Origin of the sequence: Nigerium massiliense, from assembly GCF_000826085.1 — a bacterium.
Lineage (GTDB): Bacteria > Actinomycetota > Actinomycetes > Propionibacteriales > Propionibacteriaceae > Propioniciclava > Propioniciclava massiliense.
In genome coordinates this window covers 535,836-556,668 of the sequence record NZ_CCYM01000003.1, presented here as the reverse complement: position 1 = coordinate 556,668, position 20,833 = coordinate 535,836, and the positions used below count along the sequence as shown (strand labels likewise).

22 protein-coding genes and 2 tRNA genes are annotated in these 20,833 nt (G+C 70.4%); 19 read left to right on the top strand and 5 right to left on the bottom strand.

Going from position 1 to position 20,833, the window contains the following annotated elements:
- The 4 genes from BN1187_RS08995 (at position 1) to BN1187_RS08980 (ending at position 1,874) form a co-directional block, all read left to right on the top strand.
- Positions 1–951: a CPBP family intramembrane glutamic endopeptidase gene (locus tag BN1187_RS08995; RefSeq protein WP_052462544.1), complete on the top strand. Its 951-nt coding sequence runs from the start codon at positions 1–3 to the stop codon at positions 949–951.
- 120 nt (positions 952–1,071) lie between these two features.
- Positions 1,072–1,143: transfer RNA gene (locus BN1187_RS08990), tRNA-Gln, on the top strand.
- A gap of 66 nt (positions 1,144–1,209) precedes the next feature.
- Positions 1,210–1,285, top strand: a tRNA-Glu gene (locus BN1187_RS08985).
- Between the two features lie 127 nt (positions 1,286–1,412).
- The gene (locus BN1187_RS08980; protein WP_040160985.1) at positions 1,413–1,874 is read left to right on the top strand and encodes a lamin tail domain-containing protein; all 462 of its coding nucleotides are present in this window, start codon (positions 1,413–1,415) and stop codon (positions 1,872–1,874) included.
- 86 nt (positions 1,875–1,960) lie between these two features.
- Here the strand turns inward: BN1187_RS08980 and BN1187_RS08975 are convergent, their stop codons facing one another.
- Positions 1,961–2,686, bottom strand: coding sequence for an IclR family transcriptional regulator (locus BN1187_RS08975; RefSeq protein ID WP_040160983.1), 726 nt, complete (start codon positions 2,684–2,686; stop codon positions 1,961–1,963).
- A 110-nt stretch (positions 2,687–2,796) separates the two neighbouring features.
- Between BN1187_RS08975 and leuC the strand changes: the two genes are divergently transcribed.
- From leuC to BN1187_RS08960, 3 genes are all read left to right on the top strand, one after another.
- Positions 2,797–4,203 carry a 3-isopropylmalate dehydratase large subunit gene (leuC, locus tag BN1187_RS08970; RefSeq protein ID WP_040162776.1) on the top strand — a complete coding sequence of 469 codons (1,407 nt, stop codon included), beginning with the start codon at positions 2,797–2,799 and terminating at the stop codon, positions 4,201–4,203.
- Positions 4,204–4,205: 2 nt separating this feature from the next.
- Complete coding sequence (gene leuD / locus BN1187_RS08965) at positions 4,206–4,811, top strand: 3-isopropylmalate dehydratase small subunit (RefSeq protein ID WP_040160982.1); 606 nt, start codon at positions 4,206–4,208, stop codon at positions 4,809–4,811.
- Positions 4,812–4,948: 137 nt separating this feature from the next.
- Entirely contained in the window at positions 4,949–5,515 is a 567-nt protein-coding gene (locus BN1187_RS08960) for a MaoC family dehydratase (protein WP_040160980.1), read from the top strand.
- Between the two features lie 54 nt (positions 5,516–5,569).
- Here the strand turns inward: BN1187_RS08960 and BN1187_RS08955 are convergent, their stop codons facing one another.
- Complete coding sequence (locus BN1187_RS08955; RefSeq protein WP_040160978.1) at positions 5,570–5,761, bottom strand: hypothetical protein; 192 nt, start codon at positions 5,759–5,761, stop codon at positions 5,570–5,572.
- Positions 5,762–5,866: 105 nt separating this feature from the next.
- Here BN1187_RS08955 and BN1187_RS08950 point away from each other — a divergent pair, with 105 nt between their 5' ends.
- The 4 genes from BN1187_RS08950 to BN1187_RS08935 all read left to right on the top strand — a co-directional run bounded on the left by BN1187_RS08950 (position 5,867) and on the right by BN1187_RS08935 (position 11,840).
- Positions 5,867–6,994 (top strand): D-alanine--D-alanine ligase family protein, encoded by a 1,128-nt coding sequence (locus BN1187_RS08950; RefSeq protein WP_040160976.1) that lies wholly within the window; start codon positions 5,867–5,869, stop codon positions 6,992–6,994.
- The gene (locus tag BN1187_RS08945) at positions 6,994–7,941 is read left to right on the top strand and encodes a thiamine-phosphate kinase (protein WP_040160974.1); all 948 of its coding nucleotides are present in this window, start codon (positions 6,994–6,996) and stop codon (positions 7,939–7,941) included. Before BN1187_RS08950 ends, BN1187_RS08945 begins: the two co-directional genes overlap by 1 nt.
- Positions 7,942–8,011: 70 nt before the next feature.
- On the top strand, positions 8,012–10,492 hold the full coding sequence (locus BN1187_RS08940; protein ID WP_173424975.1) for an FtsK/SpoIIIE family DNA translocase: 2,481 nt from the start codon (positions 8,012–8,014) through the stop codon (positions 10,490–10,492).
- Positions 10,493–10,571: 79 nt separating this feature from the next.
- Entirely contained in the window at positions 10,572–11,840 is a 1,269-nt protein-coding gene (locus tag BN1187_RS08935) for an acyltransferase family protein (protein WP_040160972.1), read from the top strand.
- On the opposite strand, the gene BN1187_RS08930 is transcribed toward BN1187_RS08935, so the two are convergent.
- Both BN1187_RS08930 and BN1187_RS08925 read right to left on the bottom strand, forming a co-directional pair.
- Positions 11,780–12,718 carry an alpha/beta hydrolase gene (locus BN1187_RS08930; protein ID WP_052462543.1) on the bottom strand — a complete coding sequence of 313 codons (939 nt, stop codon included), beginning with the start codon at positions 12,716–12,718 and terminating at the stop codon, positions 11,780–11,782. The genes BN1187_RS08935 and BN1187_RS08930 overlap by 61 nt on opposite strands.
- Before the next feature lie 28 nt (positions 12,719–12,746).
- Positions 12,747–13,961 (bottom strand): pyridoxal phosphate-dependent aminotransferase, encoded by a 1,215-nt coding sequence (locus tag BN1187_RS08925; protein ID WP_040160970.1) that lies wholly within the window; start codon positions 13,959–13,961, stop codon positions 12,747–12,749.
- 59 nt (positions 13,962–14,020) lie between these two features.
- Here BN1187_RS08925 and rimO point away from each other — a divergent pair, with 59 nt between their 5' ends.
- From rimO to miaB, 8 genes are all read left to right on the top strand, one after another.
- Entirely contained in the window at positions 14,021–15,472 is a 1,452-nt protein-coding gene (rimO, locus tag BN1187_RS08920; protein ID WP_390620227.1) for a 30S ribosomal protein S12 methylthiotransferase RimO, read from the top strand.
- A complete protein-coding gene (pgsA, locus tag BN1187_RS08915; RefSeq protein WP_040160968.1) occupies positions 15,469–16,074 on the top strand; it encodes a CDP-diacylglycerol--glycerol-3-phosphate 3-phosphatidyltransferase in 606 nt (201 codons plus the stop codon). Before rimO ends, pgsA begins: the two co-directional genes overlap by 4 nt.
- On the top strand, positions 16,071–16,580 hold the full coding sequence (locus BN1187_RS08910) for a CinA family protein (protein ID WP_040160966.1): 510 nt from the start codon (positions 16,071–16,073) through the stop codon (positions 16,578–16,580). Before pgsA ends, BN1187_RS08910 begins: the two co-directional genes overlap by 4 nt.
- A gap of 120 nt (positions 16,581–16,700) precedes the next feature.
- The gene (locus BN1187_RS08905) at positions 16,701–16,982 is read left to right on the top strand and encodes a helix-turn-helix domain-containing protein (RefSeq protein ID WP_315969075.1); all 282 of its coding nucleotides are present in this window, start codon (positions 16,701–16,703) and stop codon (positions 16,980–16,982) included.
- A 4-nt stretch (positions 16,983–16,986) separates the two neighbouring features.
- A complete protein-coding gene (locus BN1187_RS08900) occupies positions 16,987–17,181 on the top strand; it encodes a DUF3046 domain-containing protein (protein WP_040160962.1) in 195 nt (64 codons plus the stop codon).
- 195 nt (positions 17,182–17,376) lie between these two features.
- Positions 17,377–18,447 carry a recombinase RecA gene (gene recA / locus BN1187_RS08895; protein WP_040160960.1) on the top strand — a complete coding sequence of 357 codons (1,071 nt, stop codon included), beginning with the start codon at positions 17,377–17,379 and terminating at the stop codon, positions 18,445–18,447.
- A gap of 3 nt (positions 18,448–18,450) precedes the next feature.
- Positions 18,451–18,993 carry a regulatory protein RecX gene (locus BN1187_RS08890; RefSeq protein ID WP_040160957.1) on the top strand — a complete coding sequence of 181 codons (543 nt, stop codon included), beginning with the start codon at positions 18,451–18,453 and terminating at the stop codon, positions 18,991–18,993.
- A gap of 38 nt (positions 18,994–19,031) precedes the next feature.
- Entirely contained in the window at positions 19,032–20,513 is a 1,482-nt protein-coding gene (gene miaB / locus BN1187_RS08885) for a tRNA (N6-isopentenyl adenosine(37)-C2)-methylthiotransferase MiaB (protein ID WP_052462541.1), read from the top strand.
- A gap of 109 nt (positions 20,514–20,622) precedes the next feature.
- Here the strand turns inward: miaB and BN1187_RS13860 are convergent, their stop codons facing one another.
- On the bottom strand, positions 20,623–20,814 hold the full coding sequence (locus BN1187_RS13860; RefSeq protein ID WP_040160955.1) for an antitoxin: 192 nt from the start codon (positions 20,812–20,814) through the stop codon (positions 20,623–20,625).
- Between the last annotated feature and the right edge of the window lie 19 nt (positions 20,815–20,833).

The following is a 20,833-nucleotide window of genomic DNA, read 5'->3' as shown; positions in this document are numbered from 1 at the left end:
GTGGCATCCGCCCTGGAGACGTTCGCGACGGAGCAGGTGCCGGACGGAGCCGAGTACACCGGGGTCCTGCGCACCCCGCAGGCGTCCCCGGTGATGTCGGTGATCGGCGTGGCGCTCGGCGTCGTGACCTACGTGCTGGCCGCCGGCGTCGTGACGCCCGCGCTCGCGTGGCTCTACTGGCGGGCCACCGGGGCGCCGGGCACGTTCGAGGAGACGTATCGTCAGCTCACCACGTACCAGGTGCCGTTCGGCATGTCGGCGGTGCAACTGGGCATCGCGACGCTGATTCCCATCTCGCTGGCGCTGGTGCTGTTCGTGCACCGGGTGCGACCGGGCTACCTGTTGTCGGTGCGCCCGGGGATGCGCTGGGGGCTGCTCGGACGGATGCTTGCGGTGGCGCTGGTGGTGTTCGCGGTGGTGCTGGTCGTGCAGACGTCCTTGTCGACCCAGGGTTTTCACCCGAGCCCGCAGCCCGGACTGGCCTGGTTCATGCTCGCCTGCCTGCTCACCTCGCCGCTGCAGGCGGCCGCGGAGGAGTTGTTCTTCCGCGGCTACCTGATGCAGTCGCTCGGCGCGCTGGTGCCGAACCACTGGTTCGGCATCGGGGCGTCGGCGCTGATCTTCGCGCTGTTCCACGGCGTTCAGAACCCCTGGCTGTTCCTGGACCGGTTCGCGTTCGGGGTGCTGGCGGGCTACCTGGCCGTCCGGACCGGCGGCCTGGAGGCGGGCATCGCCGCGCACGTTGTCAACAACATCCTGGCCTTCCTGCTCGCCGGGCTGACGATCGGGATCGCGCAGGTGAAGGGCCTGCAGAGCATCGGCCCGCTGGACGCCGCCGGCGACCTCGTTCTGTTCGGCCTGTTCACGCTCGCGGCGCTGCTCCTCGCCCGACGGCTGCGCGTGCAGACCCGCACCGTACGGCCGGGGACGCCCGCACGAACGCGGCGCTGAGGACGCCGCGTGGCGCGCCGAGGGCCGCTCAGTTTGAGCCGGGCGGCGTCCGTCGGGTAGAGTCTTACCTCGCTGGCCGGTGGTCAGCGGCACGTGTGGCCGGTCTCCGGCGCACATCCAAGGGGTATGGGGTAATTGGCAGCCCGCCGGTTTCTGGTACCGTTAGTCTAGGTTCGAGTCCTAGTACCCCTGCTGAGTCGATTCGCTAGGCACGAGGGTGTTTGGTAATCTTCTCAAGCACCGTTTCGGTGCAGCTAGGGCCCCGTTGTGTAGCGGCCTAGCACGCCGCCCTCTCAAGGCGGTAGCGCGGGTTCGAATCCCGTCGGGGCTACCAGCGAACGCGGTCCGGTCGACGAAAGTCGCCGGGCCGATCTTTCGTTAAGGCACCCCGGGGGGCTTCTTCGCGCGCCACGCCCGCCCGTCGCTTGCGCCGTGACGAATCCGTTACCTATCGTTGTTATATGCGCATAAATGTGTTTGTCAGCGCCGTCCTCGCAACGGCGCTCGCCGCGGGCGGCGCCATCGTCCCCGCGGCGTCCGCCCAGGCCGCCGCCCCCACGGTCAAGGTCTCCACGATCTACTTCGACTCGCCCGGCAGCGATCGCGGCGGGAACGCCAGCCTCAACGCCGAGTACGTCACCCTCACCAACACCACCGCCCGGCCGCAGACCCTCACCGGCTGGACGCTCAAGGACAAGGTCGGTCACACATTCCGGTTCGGCACCTTCACGCTCGCGGCCAGGGCGAAGGTGGTCGTCCGCACAGGGCGGGGCACGGCGTCCCAGTCCACGCAGTACTTCAACAGCTCCTGGTACATCTGGAACAACGACAAGGACACCGCGACCCTGCGCGACGGGAGAGGCAAGGTCGTGCACACCGTCAGCTACGTGGCCAGGAAGGGGCAGGCCAGCAAGAACTTCTGACACCCGCCCGGGGCGCAAGGACCCGAACGCAGACGACCGCCGCCCGGACTTCTCGGGCGGCGGTCGTCGTTGCGCAGCGCGGGCCGTCAGCCCTCGGTGCCGCTGCGGCGCAGGACCTCGGAGAGGCGGTCGGCCGCGGCCATCACCGCGGGGGCGTGCAGGCGTCCGGGCTGGCGCGAGAGGCGCTCGATCGGTCCGGAGACCGACACCGCCGCGATGACCTTGCCGGAGGGGGAGCGCACCGGCGCCGAGACGGACGCGACGCCCGCCTCGCGCTCGGCGACGGACTGGGCCCAGCCGCGGCGGCGGACGGTGGCCAGGGCCACGGCGGAGAACGAGGACGCCGACAGGCCGCGTTGGAGGCGCTCGGGGTCTTCCCAGGCGAGCAGCACCTGCGCCGCCGATCCCGCCCCCATCGTGAGCTGCGAGCCGACCGGGATGGTGTCGCGCAGGCCCGAGGGGCGCTCGGCCGCGGCGGCGCAGACGCGCTGGTCGCCCTGGCGCCGAAACAGTTGCGCGGACTCGCCGGTGATATCGCGCAGCCGGTTGAGGACGGGGCCGGCGGTCGCGAGCAGGCGATCCTCGCCGGCGGCGGCGGCCAACTCGGTGAGGCGCGGGCCGAGCACGAACCGGCCCTGCAGGTCGCGGCTGACCAGCCGGTGGTGCTCCAAGGCCACCGCGAGCCGGTGCGCCGTAGGACGGGCGAGGCCGGTCGAGCTGACCAGCCCGGCCAGGGTGGTGGGGCCCTGTTCGAGGGCGCTGAGTACGAGGGCTGCCTTGTCGAGAACGCCCACTCCACTTGAACTGTCCATACTTTGATATTGCCGTCTCGGATCGTGACATGCAAGCCCATAATGGGCCCTGATCGTCGCCGCCACGGTATCCCGTTTCGCGCGGCACCGTCCCAGAAGGAGGAATGACGATGGGCCAGACCCTCAGCGACAAGGTATGGCGCGACCATGTGGTCCGCAGTGTTGAAGGTGCACCCGACCTTCTCTACATCGACCTTCACCTTGTGCACGAGGTCACCAGCCCCCAGGCCTTCGACGGGCTCCGCCTCGCGGGGCGCCCCGTGCGCCGTCCCGACCTGACGCTCGCCACCGAAGATCACAACACGCCCACCGAGAACATCGGTCTCCCGATCGCCGACCCGGTGAGCCGGCTCCAGGTCAACACCCTGCGCAAGAACGCGCAGGAGTTCGGCGTCCCGATCCACAGCCTCGGCGACCCCGACCAGGGCATCGTGCACATCATCGGCCCGCAGCTCGGCCTGACCCAGCCCGGCATGACGATCGTGTGCGGCGACTCCCACACCGCCACCCACGGAGCGTTCGGCGCGCTGGCGTTCGGCATCGGCACGTCCGAGGTCGAGCACGTGCTGGCAACCCAGACGCTGCAGCAGGCCAAGCTCAAGCGGATGGCCGTCAACGTCACCGGCGAACTCGGCGAGGACGTCACCCCCAAGGACGTCGTCCTCGCGCTCATCGCCAAGGTCGGCACGGGCGGCGGCCAGGGCTACATCGTGGAGTACCGCGGCGACACCATCGAGAACATGTCGATGGAGGGCCGCATGACCATCTGCAACATGTCGATCGAGTGGGGAGCCAAGGCCGGCATGGTGGCTCCCGACCAGACGACGTTCGACTACATCCAGGGACGCCCGAACGCGCCGCAGGGCGCCGACTGGGACGCCGCGGTCGCCTACTGGAAGACCCTCTACAGCGACCCCGACGCGGTCTTCGACGCCGAGGTCGACCTGGACGCCTCCGCACTCACCCCGTTCGTCACCTGGGGCACCAACCCCGGCCAGGGCGTCGGGCTGGGCGACGAGGTGCCGAGCCCCGACGACTTCTCCGACGAGGCCGACCGGACCGCCGCCCGGCGCGCGCTGGAGTACATGGATCTGGCGGCCGGGACGCCGCTGCGCGAGGTCGCCGTCGACACGGTCTTCCTCGGGTCCTGCACCAACGGCCGCATCGAGGACCTGCGGCTCGCGGCGTCCGTGCTGAAGGGCCACAAGGTCGCCGACGGCGTCCGCATGATGGTGGTCCCGGGGTCGGCGCGGGTGCGTCGTCAGGCCATGGACGAGGGCCTCGACACGGTGTTCACCGAGGCCGGCGCCGACTGGCGCGAGGCCGGCTGCTCGATGTGCCTGGGCATGAACCCCGACCAGCTCAAGCCGGGGGAGCGCTCGGCCTCCACCTCCAACCGCAACTTCGAGGGACGCCAGGGCAAGGGTGGCCGCACCCACCTCGTCTCGCCCGCCGTCGCCGCGGCCACCGCCGTGCGCGGCACCCTCAGCTCGCCCTCCGACCTCGAGGAGAAGTGACCATGGAGAAGTTCACCCAGCACACCGGCGTCGCCGTGCCGCTGCGCCGCAGCAACGTCGACACAGACCAGATCATCCCGGCCGTCTACCTCAAGCGCGTCACCCGTACCGGCTTCGAGGACGGCTTGTTCGCCGCCTGGCGCAAGGACCCGGAATTCATCCTCAACCAGGACGCCTACCGCAACGGTTCGGTGCTTATCGCCGGCCCCGACTTCGGCACCGGCAGCTCGCGCGAGCACGCCGTGTGGGCGCTGCAGAACTACGGCTTCAAGGTCGTGATCGGCAGCCGCTTCGGCGACATCTTCCGGGGCAACGCCGGCAAGGCCGGTTTGCTCATCGCGACCGTCGACCAAGCCGTCGTCGACGAGCTGTGGTCCCTGATCGAGGCGAACGCCGGCACCGAGCTGACCGTCGACCTCGAGGAGCGCACCATCACCGCCGGTGACCGGTCGTGGCCCTTCTCCCTGGACGACTACACCGCCCACCGCCTGCTCAACGGCCTGGACGACATCGGCCTGACGCTGCAGCACGAGGACGAGATCGCCGCCTACGAGGCGACCCGGCCGTCGTTCAAGCCCACGACGCTCCCCGTGCGGGTGGCCAGCTGAGCCACCCCGTGCCACGCTGAGACCGGTGCCCCACGGCGCCGGGTCTTCGCTTCCGGCCTGCCGGGGAGCCGAGGCGGAGGCTACGCAGGGGACCCGCGCAGCAGTGCCTGTGCGGGGCGACGGGTTGAAGGAGGACCATGAGCGACGACCGCGTCGTGCCGGGCTGGGACGGCCGCTACTTCGAGGACTTCGCCGTGGGGGACGTCTACCGCCATCCGCTCGGACGCACCGTCCTCTCGACCGACAACAGCTGGCTGACGCTGCTGACCCAGAACACGAACCCGGTGCACTTCGACGCGCACTACGCCGGGCAGACCGCGTGGGGACGCCCCCTCGTCGACTCCACCTTCACGCTCGCGCTGGTCACGGGCCAGAGCGTCAGCGACATCTCCCAGCACGTGATGGCCAACCTCGGCTGGGACCGGGTGCGGCTGCCCAACCCCGTCTTCGAGGGCGACACCATCTACTCGCAGACCGAGGTGCTGAGCGTCCGGGAGTCGGCGTCGCACCCGGACGTCGGCATCGTCGTCGTGCGGACGATCGGCTACAACGCTGAGGGCGTCATCGTGATCACGTTCGAGCGGACGATCATGGTCTACCGCCGCGGTCACGGTCCCGCGACCGCGGGGGTCGAGCCGGTCTGGGACGAGCGGTCGCGCCGCGCCGCCGGGATCGACGAGCCGCCGGACGGACGGGACGGGTAGCTCCTCGGACGCGCGCGCTTGGGCGTCCGAGTCGGTGGACCGGGCGCGGTTCGCTCAGGGGATCCGGACGCCGTCGGCGTCGATGACCACCCGCTGGCCGGCGTGCAGGTCGCGAACGGTCACGTCCGCACGGCCGATCTGAAGCGGGCGGCCGGCGTCGTCCACCGCGTGCCAGCCGCCGTCCGTTGGACGCCCCACCGTCGCGTAGCGCACAGGGCCGGCGGCGTCCTCGACGGGTTCAGGCATGGGCCGATCGTAGCCCGCGCCGTGCCGCGTGCCGGACGCGGCCCGGCAGTAGGGTGTCGGCAGCAGTCGCCCGCGAGGTGCGGGCTCGCAGCGAACGGAGTACCCATGCCCTCAGCCGGACGCGTCCGCGTCGCGATAATCTTCGGCGGCGTCAGCTCCGAGCACGACGTGTCCTGCCTGACAGCCGGCGGCGTCATGCGCGCCATCGACGAGGACGCCTTCGAGGTCGTCGGGATCGGCATCACGCCCACCGGGCGCTGGGTGCAGGTCACCACCGACGAGATGAAGGCCTTCGACATCGTCGACGGCACGCTGCCGCGGCTCGGCGAGGAGCGCGACGAGGCGGTCCTGCTGCGGCACGGCGGCGAGGGCACCGGTCGCGTCGCCACCCTGGACGGCGACAGCCTCGTCAACGTGCGCGACTTCGACGTCGCGTTCGCCCTTCTGCACGGCCCGTTCGGCGAGGACGGCACGATCCAAGGCCTGTTCGAGATGTTCGGCGTGCGCTATGTCGGCTCCGGCGTCGCGGCGAGCGCGAACAGCATGGACAAGGACCTGATGAAGCGCCAGCTCGCCGGCGCGGGGCTGCCGGTGTGCCCGTGGATCACGGTCACCCAGGCACGCTGGCAGCGCGACCAGGCCGGGTGCCGGGAGGCCGCCGACGAGCTGAGCTACCCCGTCTACGTCAAGCCCGCCCGCGGCGGCTCCAGCATGGGCATCTCGCGCGCCGAGACCCCCGAGGACCTGGTCGCCGCGGTCGAGGAGGCGCTGCGCTTCGACCCGAAGGTGATCGTCGAGGAGGGCTTCGTCGGCGCACGCGAGGTCGAGCTCGCCGTGCTGGGCTCCCGCGATGGCGCGCCGCCCCGTGTGTCGGTCGCGGGCGAGATCGCCATGCACACCGCGAGCGGCTTCTACGACTTCGTGGCCAAGTACACGCCGAAGGACGAGGTCGTCACCCTCCACGTTCCCGCCGAGGTGGACGCCGACCTGCTGGCCCGCCTGCAGAAGATCGCCGGGGCCACGTTCACGGCGATGGGCGCGGAGGGCCTGGCCCGGGTCGACCTGTTCGTCCTGCCTGACGGGTCGCTCTTCGTCAACGAGCTCAACACGATGCCCGGCTTCACCCGCACCTCGATGTACCCGAGTCTGTGGGCGCAGAGCGGCATCCCGTACGCGGACCTGATCGCCGAGCTGATCTTGCTCGCGGTCTCGCGGCCGCTCGGGCTGCGCTGATGGCCGAGTCGGTCTCGTCGCTGGGGGAGTTCGGCCTCATCTCGACGATCGTGTCCGGGCTGACCATGCCGGCGACCGTGTCGGTCGGTCCCGGCGACGACTGCGCGGTGTTCTCGCCCCGCGGCGACGTCGCCGTCTCCACCGACGCGATGATCGAGGAGGTCCACTTCCGCCGGAACTGGTCGTCCGCGCACGACGTCGGGCGCAAGGCAGTGGCGTCCGCGATGGCCGACGTCGAGGCCATGGGTGCCACACCGCTCGGCCTGGTCGTCAGCCTGTCCGTCCCCGCCGACCTGGAGGCCGCGTGGGTGACCGACGCGAGCCGGGGCGTGAAGGAGGAGGCCGCGCTGTGCGGTGCGGTGCTGCTCGGCGGCGACGTCACCCGCGGCGACAAGATCGGCATCGTCTGCACCGTCTTCGGAGACCAGAAAGGACGCCCGCCCGTCCTGCGCAGCGGGGCACGTCCTGGGGACGTGGTCGCCTACATCGGCCGGCTGGGCATGGCCGCCGCGGGGCTGGCGGTCCTGAGCCGCGGCTTCCGGTCGCCGGGCGCCGTCGTGCGTGCGCACCGCGTCCCCGAGCCGCCCTACGGCCAGGGCGCGGTGGCCGCCGTCGCTGGGGCGTCCGCCATGATCGACTGCTCCGACGGTCTCGTCGCAGACCTGGGCCACGTCGCCCGGGCGTCCGGGGTCACCATCGACCTCGACACCGCGGACCTCGAGGTCTCCGAGCCGCAGCGCACGGTCGCGGCGGCGATCGGCGGGGGAGACCCGATGGGCTACATCCTCGGCGGCGGGGACGACCACGCGCTGCTGGCCACCTTCGCGGCGGCGGACGTGCCGGAGGGCTGGACGGTGATCGGGCGCGTCAGCGAGCCCGACGGCGAGCCGCAAGTCCTCGTGGACGGCGAGCCCTGGTCCGGCGACGGGGGCTGGCGGCACTTCTGACCCGCACGGCCTGGTCGACCCCGGCGTGGGTTTTCCGGCAGCGGGTCCCGTCTGGGCTAGTCTGGCGGGCATGGCGACCCGTGCGTCTTCCCCCGCCCGGAGCCGAGCCTCGACGTCCCGCAGCAGCGGATCGTCCCGGTCCTCGTCTTCGCGCGCGACGGGAAGGAACAAGAAGACTTCGTCCCGCTCCCAGCAGTCGCGGGGCGTCTTTGTCGCGCTCGTGGACGGCCTGGGCCGCGCGATCGGCGCGCTGTGGGGTGCGCTCGCCGCGGGTACCGGCGGGGCGGTGCGCAGCATCGGCGCCCGTCGCGACGTCCCGCCGGAGGATCGCCGCGACGGCGCCGGCCTGACGCTGGTGATCGTCGGCCTCCTGGTGATGCTGGCCTTCTGGTTCGCGCTGCCTGGGCCCGTGGGGGAGTTCCTGCGGCTCGTGGTGTCGACGGTGTTCGGCGCCGCGAGCTACGCGATCCCCCTGTTCGCCCTGGGGATGGCCTGGCGGACGTTGCGCGACCCGGACGCGAACGGCCCCGCCGGGCGTCAACTCGTCGGCTGGTCGGCGTTCATGCTGGGCATCCTCGGCCTGGTGAACATCTCCCGCGGGATGCCGGGTCCGCAGGACCCCGCGCTGCGCGAGGCCGGCGGCATGCTCGGCTACATCTCGTCCAGTTTCCTCACCGATCTGGCGACCGTCTGGGTCGCCGCCCCCGCGCTCGCCCTGCTCGCGTTGTTCAGCGTTTTGGTGATCGCCGGCATCCCGCTGCAGCAGGTGCCGGTGCTGCTCGGCCGCGTCCGCACCGCGATCACGCCGCCGCCGCGCAAGGAGTTGGAGTACGGCGTCGACCAGGCCTACGACAGCCCGCTGGTGATCGAGTCGCAGGTCGACGACGAGCCCGCCGACGAGGAACCGGACCAGTTCTACGACCACGATGCGTCCGAGCGCGAGCACGGCGCGAAGGGATCGAAAGAGCCCGTCACCGCCGGCAAGGCCCCGGCCGACGTCCAGGTGGAGCAACCCAAGGACCTGCAGCCGCCCGAGCACAGCCGCGAGCCGCTTCGCGCGGAACAGCTGACGCTGTCCGGCGACGTCCAGTACGTCCTGCCCGACGCGGGGATGCTGAAGGCCGGCACCGCGCCCAAGGCGCGCTCGGAGGCGTCCGACGCGGTGGTGGGACGCCTCGGCGAGGTGTTCGCCCAGTTCGACATCGACGCCACCGTCACGGGCTACACCCGGGGCCCGACGGTCACCCGCTACGAGGTGGAGCTCGGCAACGCCGTCAAGGTCGAGAAGGTCACGGCGCTGGGCAAGAACATCGCCTACGCCGTGGCGTCCGCCGACGTCCGCATCCTCAGCCCGATCCCCGGCAAGTCCGCGATCGGCATCGAGATCCCGAACACCGACAAGGAGATCGTCTCCCTCGGCGACGTGCTGCGCAGCAACCGGGCCCGCAACGACCACCACCCCCTGACGGTCGGTCTGGGCAAGGACGTCGAGGGCGGCTACGTCGTGGCGAACATGGCCAAGATGCCGCACCTGCTCGTCGCGGGAGCCACCGGATCGGGCAAGTCGTCGTTCGTGAACTCCCTGATCACCTCGGTGATGATGCGATCCACGCCCGACGAGGTGCGCATGATGCTGGTCGACCCCAAGCGCGTCGAGCTGACCCACTACGAGGGCATCCCGCACCTGGTCACCCCGATCATCACGAACCCGAGGAAGGCGGCCGAGGCGCTCCAGTGGGTGTGCCGCGAGATGGACCAGCGCTACGACGACCTGGCCACCTTCGGCTTCCGGCACATCGACGACTTCAACAAGGCGGTGCGCGCCGGCCAGGTGCAGCTGCCACCCGGTTCCGAGCGCGTCCTGGCGCCGTACCCCTACCTGCTGGTGATCGTGGACGAGCTCGCCGACCTGATGATGGTCGCGCCGCGCGACGTCGAGGACTCGATCGTCCGCATCACCCAGCTGGCCCGCGCGGCAGGCATCCACCTGGTGCTGGCGACGCAACGGCCGTCCACCGACGTCGTCACCGGCCTGATCAAGGCCAACGTCCCGTCCCGGCTGGCGTTCGCGACGTCGTCCATGACCGACAGCCGCGTCATCCTCGACCAGCCCGGCGCCGAGAAGCTCGTCGGCCAGGGCGACGGGTTGTTCCTGCCGATGGGGCAGAGCAAGCCCATGCGCGTCCAGGGCTCGTGGGTGACCGAGCAGGAGATCCGCCAGGTCGTCAAGCACGTCAGCGAGCAGATGTCGCCGCAGTTCCGCGAGGACGTCACGGCGCCGCAGGAAACCACCAAGGTCGCCGAGGACATCGGCGACGACCTCGAGCTCGTGCTCGAGGCGGCGCAGCTGGTCGTCAACCTTCAGCTTGGCTCGACGTCGATGCTGCAGCGCAAGCTGCGGGTCGGTTTCGCCAAGGCCGGACGCCTCATGGACATCCTCGAGACCCGCGCGATCGTGGGGCCCTCCGAGGGCTCGAAGCCGCGCGAGGTGCTGGTGAAACCGGACGACCTGGACGAGGTGCTAGCCAACCTCCAGGCGGGTGAAAGCTGATTCACAGGGTGCCTGGGTTAGAATGTGACTGATTTCAATCAGTCCCGACTCAGACGACCCTGACGGAGACCGCCCTATCGTGAGCCCCACAGCGACCCAGACCCTGGCCGAGCGCACCATTCCCGCGACCCCGCCGACCGGTCTGGGCGGCGGCTCGCGCATCGGCTGGCTCGACCTGGCCCGCGGCGTCGTCGTCGTGATGGTCGTGCTGTTCCACGTCATCCAGTACCAGTACCTGCCGCTCACCGATGGGATCGACAGCCGGGCCCCCGGCCTGTGGGAGAACGTCAACGCGGTGCTCGGCGCGATCCGGATGCCAGCCCTGCTGGTGCTGTCCGGGTGGCTGGCGGCCAAGACCGTCTCGTTGGGCCTCGGCAAGCGAAAGACCTGGCGGCGCATCGGCGCGAACGCCTACCTCTACGTGCTCTGGCTCGCCGTCTACGCCGGGGTCACGGTGACGCTCGGAGCCCAAGACGTCGCGCAGGCGGTCCGCCCCGAGGCGTTCTTCGGCGAGCTTCTGATTCCGTACAGCACCCTGTGGTTCCTGGCCGCGCTCGTCTGGTACACGCTGGTCCTCGCGGCCGTGCACCGGTTGCCCCGCTTCGTCGTCCTCGCCGGCGCGCTCGGCGTCTCCGCCGTCGCGGGGGTCACCCTCAGCACGGATCAGGGCCTGTGGGTCCGGATCCCGGAGCTGTTCGTCTACTTCGTGATCGGCGCCTACGCCCACCGCCTCTGGCCGCGTGTGGGACGCCGCCCCGGGCTGGCCGTGCTGGGCGGCGCCTCCGTGGTGTTCGCGAGCCTGCTGGGCCAGTTGGCGCTCGCGGTCGAGATGGCCGCGGAGCCCCAGGTGTGGGACACCCGGGGCGGCGACCTGGTCGGTTTCGTCATCGGCGTCGTGGGCGCCCTCGGCGGCGTGCTGACGGTGTTCGGGCTCGCGTCCTTCATGGAAGGCCTGGGCGGGGTCTCGGCGAAGACGTTCACCTGGGTCGGACGCCACACGCTCTCGGTCTACGTGGTGCACTACCCGATCCTCGTGCTGCTCACCGTGGCCGAGTCCGGGCCGCTGTACGACCTGCCCCGGCACGTGCTCGAGACCCACGTCGGGCTGTGGCTCTACCCGCTCGTCGCCACCGTCGTGATCGTTGCGGCATCGCTGACCTTCGAGTCGGTGGCGCGCGCGCTCGGGATGCACTGGCTTTTCCAGCTGCCCGGGACGCGCAGGCCGGCGAAGGCGTCCGGACGAGCGAGCGTGGAGCCGATCGGGCAGCCCGGCGCGGCGAGCGGGGCTCAGCGGGCGACGCGGTCGAGGAACTCGACCAGCCGCGCCCGCAGCGTGGCGTCCGTGTAGAACCGCCGGTCGGCGTGGCCGATGGGGATGAGCTCCAACTGCGTGTCGACGCCGGCCTTCTCGAGAGCCTCCTGCAGACGCTGGGACTGCGCGAGCGGGACGATGCAGTCCCGCGTCCCGTGCAGGAGCAGCGTCGGGGGCGACGAGGCGCTCACGTAGGTGATCGGGCTGGCCGCAAGCGCCACCGGGCGGCCCTGCGGCGTCGACGGGTCGACGCCCAGCAGCCGCGCCTCGTAGGTCTTCCGCGACGGCCGCACGCCGCAGCGGGCGCGCCGGCGGTCCTGGATGATGTCGGCCAGATCGGAAACCCCGAAGTAGCTCACCACCGCCGCCACCGAGCTGTCACCCGGGACGCCGACGCTGCCCTCCAACTCCGGCACCGCCCGGGCGTAGCCCGCCATTTCGGCGAGGTGGCCGCCGGCGGAATCGCCCATCGCGACGAAGCGCTTCGGGTCGAGGTCGAGCCGGACGGCGTTCGCCCGCAGGTAGCGGATGGCCGCCTTCACATCGTGCAGCTGGGCGGGAAAGAGGGCGCGGTCGAGGAACCGGTAGTCGACGCTGGCCACGGCGAACCCCCGCCCCAGCAGGGTGCGCCGCAGGTCGCCGTAGCCCCCCGGGGCGTCCACGGGCATGCGGCGGCTCCCGAAGGCCCAGGCCCCGCCGTGGACGAAGATCACCGTCGGGTGCGGGCCGGGCCCCTCGGGCAGGTAGACGTCGAGCGCCTGCGCCGGGTCGCCGGTGCCGCCGTAGTCGAGGCCGAGGTACGTGGGCGCCTCCGGCACGTCCGCCCGGACGCATCCGGACGCCGCGACCACCACCGCGGCCGCGACGGCCATGGCGCGGAGGGCGCGCGCGACGGCGCGGACGGCTGACAGCACGGCTGCGGCGTCCAGGATCGGACCGTCCTCAGCGCTTCGTCGCCAGATACGACGCGATGCGCGTGATGGCCTCGGTCAGCATCTCGGTGTTGGGCAGCGTCACGAGCCGGAAGTGGTCGGGCGCGATCCAGTTGAACCCGCGTCCGTGGGTGACCAGCAGCTTCTTCGCGCGGAGCAGGTCGATGACGAACGCCTCGTCGTCCTCAATCGGGTAGACCTCGGGGTCGAGCCGAGGGAACACGTAGAGGGCGCCGTGCGGCTCGACGCAGCTCACGCCGGGGATCTCGTTGAGCATCCGCCAGGCCAGCTTGCTCTGGTCGTAGAACCGGCCGCCCGGGACGATGTACTCGTTGACGCTCTGGTAGCCGCCCAGGGCGGTCTGGATGGCGTACTGTGCCGGCACGTTCGCGCACATGCGCATGTTCGCCAGCAGGGTGAGGCCCTCGAGGAAGTCCGAGGCGACGTGCTTGGGCCCGCTGATCGCGACCCAGCCCGCGCGGTAACCGCACACCCGGTAAGCCTTGGACAGCCCGGAGAACGTGAGGCACAGGACGTCGTCCCCGGCCAGGCGCGCGGCGTGGTGGTGGACCCGGCCGTCGAAGATGATCTTCTCGTAGATCTCGTCCGACATGAGCACCAGATCGTGGCGCCGGGCGATGTCGACCATGCCGGCGACGATCGCCTCGTCGTAGACCGCGCCGGTGGGGTTGTTCGGGTTGATCATGACGAGGGCCCGGGTGCGTTCGGTGATCCTCGCCTCGATGTCGGCGAGGTCGGGGTTCCACTCGTTGTTCTCGTCGCACACGTAGTGCACAGGGGTGCCGCCCGCCAGCGAGACGGCGCCGGTCCACAGGGGGTAGTCGGGCGCGGGGATCAGCACCTCGTCGCCGTCGTTGATCATCGCCTCCGTGACCAGGGTGATGAGTTCGGAGACGCCGTTGCCGATGTAGACGTCCTCGACGTCGATGTTCTTCAGGCCGCACGACTGGTAGTACTGCGCCACGGCGGTGCGCGCCGAGTAGATGCCGCGGCTGTCTGAGTAGCCCTGGGCCTCCGGCAGGTGGTGGATCATGCTGGCCACGATGGCCTCGGGAGCCTCGAAGCCGAACGGGGCGGTGTTGCCGATGTTCAGCTTGAGGATCTTTTGACCCTCGGCCTCCAGCCGCTGGGCTTCGACCAGGATCGGTCCCCGGACGTCGTAGCGCACGTCGCGGAGTTTGTCGGATTGCTTGATCTCACGCACGCCGCGATTGTTCCACACGCGTGGGAGCGCGCCGCGGAGCGGGCGCCGTGCTGAGCTAGATTGAATCGGTGACTGACCTGACCACCGTGCACGTCGTTTCGCTGGGCTGCGCCCGCAACGAGGTCGACTCCGAAGAACTCGCCGGGCGTCTCGAGGCGGGCGGCTTCCGTCTGGTCGGCGAGCCGGACGACGCCGAGGCGATCGTCGTGAACACCTGCGGCTTCATCGAGTCGGCGAAGAAGGACTCGATCGACACCCTGCTGGCGGCCGCCGACCTCAAGGACGGCGGCGTCACCCAGCGCGTCGTGGCCGTGGGCTGCATGGCCGAGAGGTATGGCGCCGAACTCGCCGAGGCGCTGCCCGAGGCGGACGCCGTGCTCGGCTTCGACGACTACACCACCATCGACGCCAAGCTGCGTTCGATCATGGCCGGCGAGCACCTGGACGCCCACACACCCTCCGACCGGCGCCGCCTGCTGCCGCTGGCCCCGGCGTCGCGTCCGGCGGCCGCCCAGGGCGTCGTCGTGCCGGGGCTCGCCCAAGCACCCGACCTCCCCGCGGGCGTAGCGCCGGCGTCCGGGCCGCGCGCCGTGCGGCGTCGGCTGGGTGGCGGCCCGTCCGCCCCGGTGAAGATCGCCTCGGGCTGCGACCGGCGGTGCGCGTTCTGCGCCATCCCGGCGTTCCGCGGCTCGTTCCTGTCGCGGCCCGCCGACGAGATCGTCGAGGAGGCACGCTGGCTCGTCACCCAGGGCGTCAAGGAGGTGTTCCTGGTCTCGGAGAACACGTCGTCCTACGGCAAGGATCTCCAGGATCCCGCGGCGCTGCCGCGGCTGCTGCGCGCGCTCAACGACGTGGACGGGCTGGAGTGGATCCGGGTGTCGTACCTGCAGCCCGCCGAGATCAAGCCGGGCACCATCGAGGCGATGACGTCGCTGGAGCGCGTCGTGCCCTACTTCGACCTGTCTTTCCAGCACGCCAGCGGGCCCGTGCTCCGCCGGATGCGCCGGTACGGCGATGCGGAGTCGTTCCTGGGCCTGCTGGAGTCGATCCGGGACAAGGCGCCGCTCGCGGGCGTCCGCAGCAACGTCATCGTGGGCTTCCCAGGAGAGACCGAGGAGGACGTCGCCGTGCTGAGCGACTTCGTGCAGCGGGCGCGACTGGACGCCCTGGGCGTTTTCGCCTATTCCGACGAGGAGGGCACCGAGGGCGTCGGGCTGCCGGACCATGTGGCCGACGACGTCATCGCCGAGCGCTACGAGCGGCTCAACGACCTGGCCACCGAGTTGGTGGAGCAGCGCGCCGAGGAGCGGATCGGCGAGCGCGTCCGGGTGCTGGTCGAGGCGGTCGAGGACGGCCGTGCGATCGGCCGCGCCGCGCATCAGGGTCCCGAGGTCGACGGCGCCACGATCATTCCGGACGACCGTGGCGTCCTCGCCGTGGGCGACATGGTCTGGGGTAGGGTCACCATGACCGAGGGCGTTGACCTCATCGCAGAGGAGGAGGGCGCATGACCACCGCCGATCCCGCGCGCAAACCGAGCAATTGGAACGTGCCGAACGTCCTGACCGCGCTCCGCCTGGTGATGGTGCCCCTGTTCGCCTGGCTGCTGCTGGCGTACCCGGCCGACCCGGCGATGCGCTGGTGGGCGAACGCGGTGTTCATCCTGGCGATCCTGACGGACGCCGCCGACGGGCGCATCGCTCGCAAGTACAACCTCGTCACGAACTTCGGCAAGCTGTGGGATCCGATCGCCGACAAGGCGCTCACCGGCATGGCGTTCATCGGGCTGAGCATCCTCGCCGAGCTGCCGTGGTGGATCACGATCCTGATCCTCGTGCGGGAGTGGGGCATCACCGTCCTGCGCTGGGCCATCATCAAGTACGGGGTCATGGCCGCCAACCGCGGCGGCAAGCTCAAGACCGTGGTCCAGTCGGTGGCGCTCGCCATGTTCATCCCCGGCCTGCAGTTCATGCCGATGTGGTGGGTCGTCATCGCGTGGATCCTCATGATCGCCGCCTTCGTCCTCACCATCCTGACCGGTCTGGACTACCTGCGGGAGGCCAGCCGGCTGCGTAACTCGTATCTCGCGGAGCACCCCAAGGAGGAATCGTGACGGAGTCGAAGCAGTCCCCGGACACGGCCACGCGCCTGGTGAAGACGCTGACGAGCCGCGACCTGAAGCTGTGCACCGCGGAGTCGCTGACCGGCGGGCTCCTCGGGGCGACGATCACCAGCGTGCCGGGCGCGTCGGCGGTCTACCTGGGTGGGTTCATCGCGTACGACAGCACGATGAAGTCGACGATGCTGGACGTGGACGAGAACGACATCGAAGCGCACACCGTCGTCAGCGGCGAGGTGGCCGCCGGGATGGCGCTCGGGGCCCAGGAGCTCACGGGGGCCGACTGGTCGGTGGCGGTGACCGGCGTGGCCGGCCCGACGCCGCAGGACGGCCACGAGCCCGGTGAGGTGTTCATCAGCGTCATCGGGCCGCGGACGGCGTCCATGCCGCCCTTCGCGCTGAGCGAGCGCTACGAGCTGGCGGGCGACCGGGACGCGGTGCGCACCCAGACGGTCGAGACCGCGCTGCAGATGCTGCTGCGCGCCATCTCGCCGGTCTGAGGACGCCGACCCGAGCGGGAACACCCAGAGGCTTTTCGGTGTTGTGTTCCCGAATGGCGCGGTCAAGAAACCGCTGCCCCGACCATGAGTAGAGTCCAATCCATGAATCCCGAGGTGCAGGTGAAGCAGATCCTGATGCGCGAACTGCTGGGGCAGACGTTGCGCGAGCTTCGCATGTCCGCGGCGATGACGCTGCGCGAGGTCAGCGCGGCCGCCCGGGTGAGCCTGGGATACCTGTCGGAAGTCGAGCGCGGGCAGAAGGAAGCGTCGAGCGAGCTGCTCAACGCGATCTGCGGCGCCCTCGATGTGTCGCTGGGCGACGTGCTGCGCCTTGTCAGCGACAAGGTGGACGCGTTGGAGAAGGTCACCCGCCTGCCCGTGGGCGCCGCGGCCGCCGCCTGATTCCGTGCGGGAGGTCGAACTGTGGCGCCGGCTCACGGCGCATCTCGGTGACGGGTACGCACGCTCCTGGGCGGAGATGACGCAACTCGAGGCGCTCGGCAGCCGCACGGTGCTGGAGGCGCTGGAGGCGGGTGTGCCCGCCAAGGATGTCTGGCGGGCCGCCTGGGAGGCGTTGGAACTCCCGGCCCGCGAGCGCTGACACCCAACCGCGACGACACGCGGGCGTGTCGTGTTCTGTTCGAACACGTGTTCGGTAGTCTTGTCTGCGTCGCGATCTAAGGGACGCGGTCATCCACAGGCGCCAGGGCGCTGAAAAAATGTCGGAGCCGATTCCTATCGTGGTGGTTGGCGGTGCGGAGCATCGCGAAGACGATCCTGAAGGAAGGACACGGACATGGCGGTAGCCGATCGCACCAAGGCGCTCGAGGCGGCGCTCGCACAGATCGAGAAGTCGCACGGCAAGGGTTCGGTGATGCGCCTCGGCGAGCGCACCGCGCAGCCCATGGAGGTCATCCCCACCGGCTCGGTCGCGCTCGATATCGCGCTCGGCATCGGCGGTCTGCCGCGGGGGCGCGTCGTCGAGATCTACGGCCCCGAGTCCAGCGGTAAGACCACCGTGGCACTCCACGCGATCGCCAACGCGCAGGCCGAGGGCGGCATCTGCGCGTTCATCGACGCCGAGCATGCGCTCGACCCGGAGTACGCGGCCAAGCTGGGCGTCGACACGGACGCGCTGCTGGTCAGCCAGCCCGACAACGGCGAGCAGGCTCTCGAGATCGCCGACATGCTGGTGCGCTCCGGCGCGCTGAGCCTCATCGTCATCGACTCGGTGGCCGCGCTGACGCCGCGCGCCGAGATCGAGGGCGAGATGGGCGACAGCCACGTCGGCCTCCAGGCCCGGCTGATGAGCCAGGCGCTGCGGAAGATGACTGGCGCCCTGTCCAGCGCCAACACCACGGCGATCTTCATCAACCAGTTGCGCGAGAAGATCGGCGTCATGTTCGGGTCGCCCGAGACCACCACCGGTGGCAAGGCTCTGAAGTTCTACGCGTCGGTCCGGCTCGACGTGCGCCGCATCGAGACGCTGAAGGACGGCAGCGACATGGTCGGCAACCGCACTCGGGTCAAGGTCGTGAAGAACAAGGTCGCCCCGCCGTTCAAGCAGGCGGAGTTCGACATCTTGTACGGCCAGGGCATCAGCCGCGAGGGCAGCATCATCGACCTCGGCGTGGAAGCCGGCGTCATCCGCAAGGCCGGCGCCTGGTTCACCTACGAGAGCGACCAGCTCGGCCAGGGCAAGGAGAACGCTCGCACCTACCTGAAGAACAACCCCGAGGTCGCCAACGAGATCGAGCGACGCATCCGCACCGCACGCGGGCTCGACGCGGAGCCGGACACGCAGGGGAAGGCCGAGGGGGGCGTGCCTGAGGGCATCGATCCCGAGACCGGCGAGGTGGTGTTCTGATCGATGGCGGCACGTCAGCGGCGCGGCCGTGAGGAGCCGGCCGACCTGGTCGGCGATCAGCCGCCTGCCGATCCCGTCGCGGTCGCCCGCGAGATCGTGTTGCGCCAGCTCGACGTTCGGGCCCGCACCCGCGATGAGCTGGAGCGCGCCCTCGCCAAGAAGGGCGTCCCGCACGAGGCGGGGCGCCAGGTGTTGGATCGGTTCACCGAACTCGGTCTGGTCGACGACGCTGCCTTCGCGGAGCAATGGGTGGAAGGCCAACAGCGGCGCATGAAGTCGCGGCGCGTCCTGCGGCAGGAACTGCGGCACAAAGGTGTCGACGGCGACATCGTCGACGAGGCGTTGTCCGAGGTGGGCGAGGCTGACGACTACGCGGCCGCCCTCGCGTACGGTCGGCGCAAGGCAGCCGGGCTGGCCAAACTCGAGCCGGCGGTTCGCTACCGGCGGCTCATGGGAGCGCTCGCGCGGCGCGGCTTCTCCTCGGCGGTGTCGCACCGCGTCTACCGCGAGGTGACGGGGGACCAGCCCGACGACGAACTCGGGTGATTCGAGGCGCCGGGCGCCCGGTACGATGGTTGACCGTTATGACTGCCACCGCCTCCTCGCCGGCCTCCGGTCGCACCTACCAGGTGATCACCTACGGCTGCCAGATGAACGTCCACGACTCCGAGCGCCTGTCGGGGCTGCTGGAGGATGCCGGCTACAGCCGCGCTGCCGAGGACGCTGAGGCCGACGTCGTCGTGTTCAACACGTGCGCGGTGCGCGAGAACGCCGACAACCGGCTCTACGGCAACCTCGGGCACTTGCGCCCGGTCAAGCAGGGCCACCCGGGCATGCAGATCGCCGTGGGCGGCTGCATGGCGCAGAAGGATCGCGACGTGATCCTCAACCGTGCCCCCTGGGTGGACGTCGTCTTCGGCACGCACAACATCGGCTCGCTGCCCGTGCTGCTCGAACGAGCGCGGGTCGAGCAGGAATCGCAGGTCGAGATCGAGGAGGCGCTCACGCGCTTCCCGTCAACGCTGCCGACCCGGCGCGACTCGCCGTACTCGGCGTGGGTGTCGATCAGCGTCGGCTGCAACAACACGTGCACGTTCTGCATCGTGCCCGCGCTGCGCGGCAAAGAGCAGGACCGCCGCCCCGGCGACATCCTCGCCGAGATCGAACTGCTGGTCTCCCAGGGCGTGCAGGAGATCACCCTGCTGGGGCAGAACGTGAACAGCTACGGGGTTCAGTTCGGCGATCGGCTTGCCTTCGGCAAGCTGCTGCGGGCGTGCGGAGACATCGACGGGCTCGAGCGGGTGCGGTTCACCTCTCCGCACCCGGCCGCCTTCACCGACGATGTCATCGAGGCGATGGCTGAGACGCCCAACGTCATGCCGAGCCTGCACATGCCGCTGCAGTCGGGTTCCGACCGCATCCTGCGGGCGATGCGCCGCTCGTATCGCAGCGAGAAGTTCCTCGGCATCATCGACCGCGTCCGCGCTGCGATGCCCGACGCGGCGATCACCACCGACATCATCGTGGGCTTCCCCGGCGAGACCGAGGAGGACTTCGAGGCGACCCTGGACGTCGTCCGCCGGTCGCGGTTCTCAGCTGCCTTCACGTTCCAGTACTCCATCCGGCCCGGCACCCCGGCAGCGACGATGCCCGATCAGGTGCCCAAAGAGGTCGTGCAGCGCCGCTACGAGCGCCTGCTCGACCTCGTCGGCGAACTGTCCTGGGAGGAGAACCAGCGGCTGGTCGGCACGAGCGTCGAAGTGATGTTCGCCGACGGTGAGGGGCGCAAAGACGTCGCCACGAACCGCGTCTCGGGACGGGCCCGGGACAATCGTCTCGTGCACGTCGGCGTCCCCGAGGGCGCCGAGGCGCCGCGGCCGGGCGACATCGCCGACGTGAGGGTCACCTACGCCGCGCCGCACCACCTGAACGCCGACGGTGGTTGGACGAACCTGCGCCGCACCCGCGGCGGTGACGCGTGGGCCGCCGCCACCGGGTCGGGCGGCGTGGCGACGACCAGGCGTCCCGCCGTCTCCCTGGGCCTTCCCATCCGCCGCGCAGGCTGACGGACGGCCAGCTGACGCAGCGGAGCCATTCGGCCGGTCGCCCTCGGCCGCAGAGACGACGAGGGCCGACCCCGACTGGGATCGGCCCTCGCTCGCGTTGAGTGCGAGGTCACTGAGGGGGCATCTGGTTGCCGGCCTCGTCGCCCACCTGCGCGTCAGCGGCGGCGCGGCCCTTCTCGACCTGATCGGCGTACTTTCCGCCGGTGGCCTGGTTGACGCGGTCAGCGCCCTGCTGGAGGGCGGCGTCGGTCTCGGCCTCGTGACCCTGCGACATGTCCTTGGCCTTGTCGAAGATTCCCATGATGGGCTCCTTTCTTCGG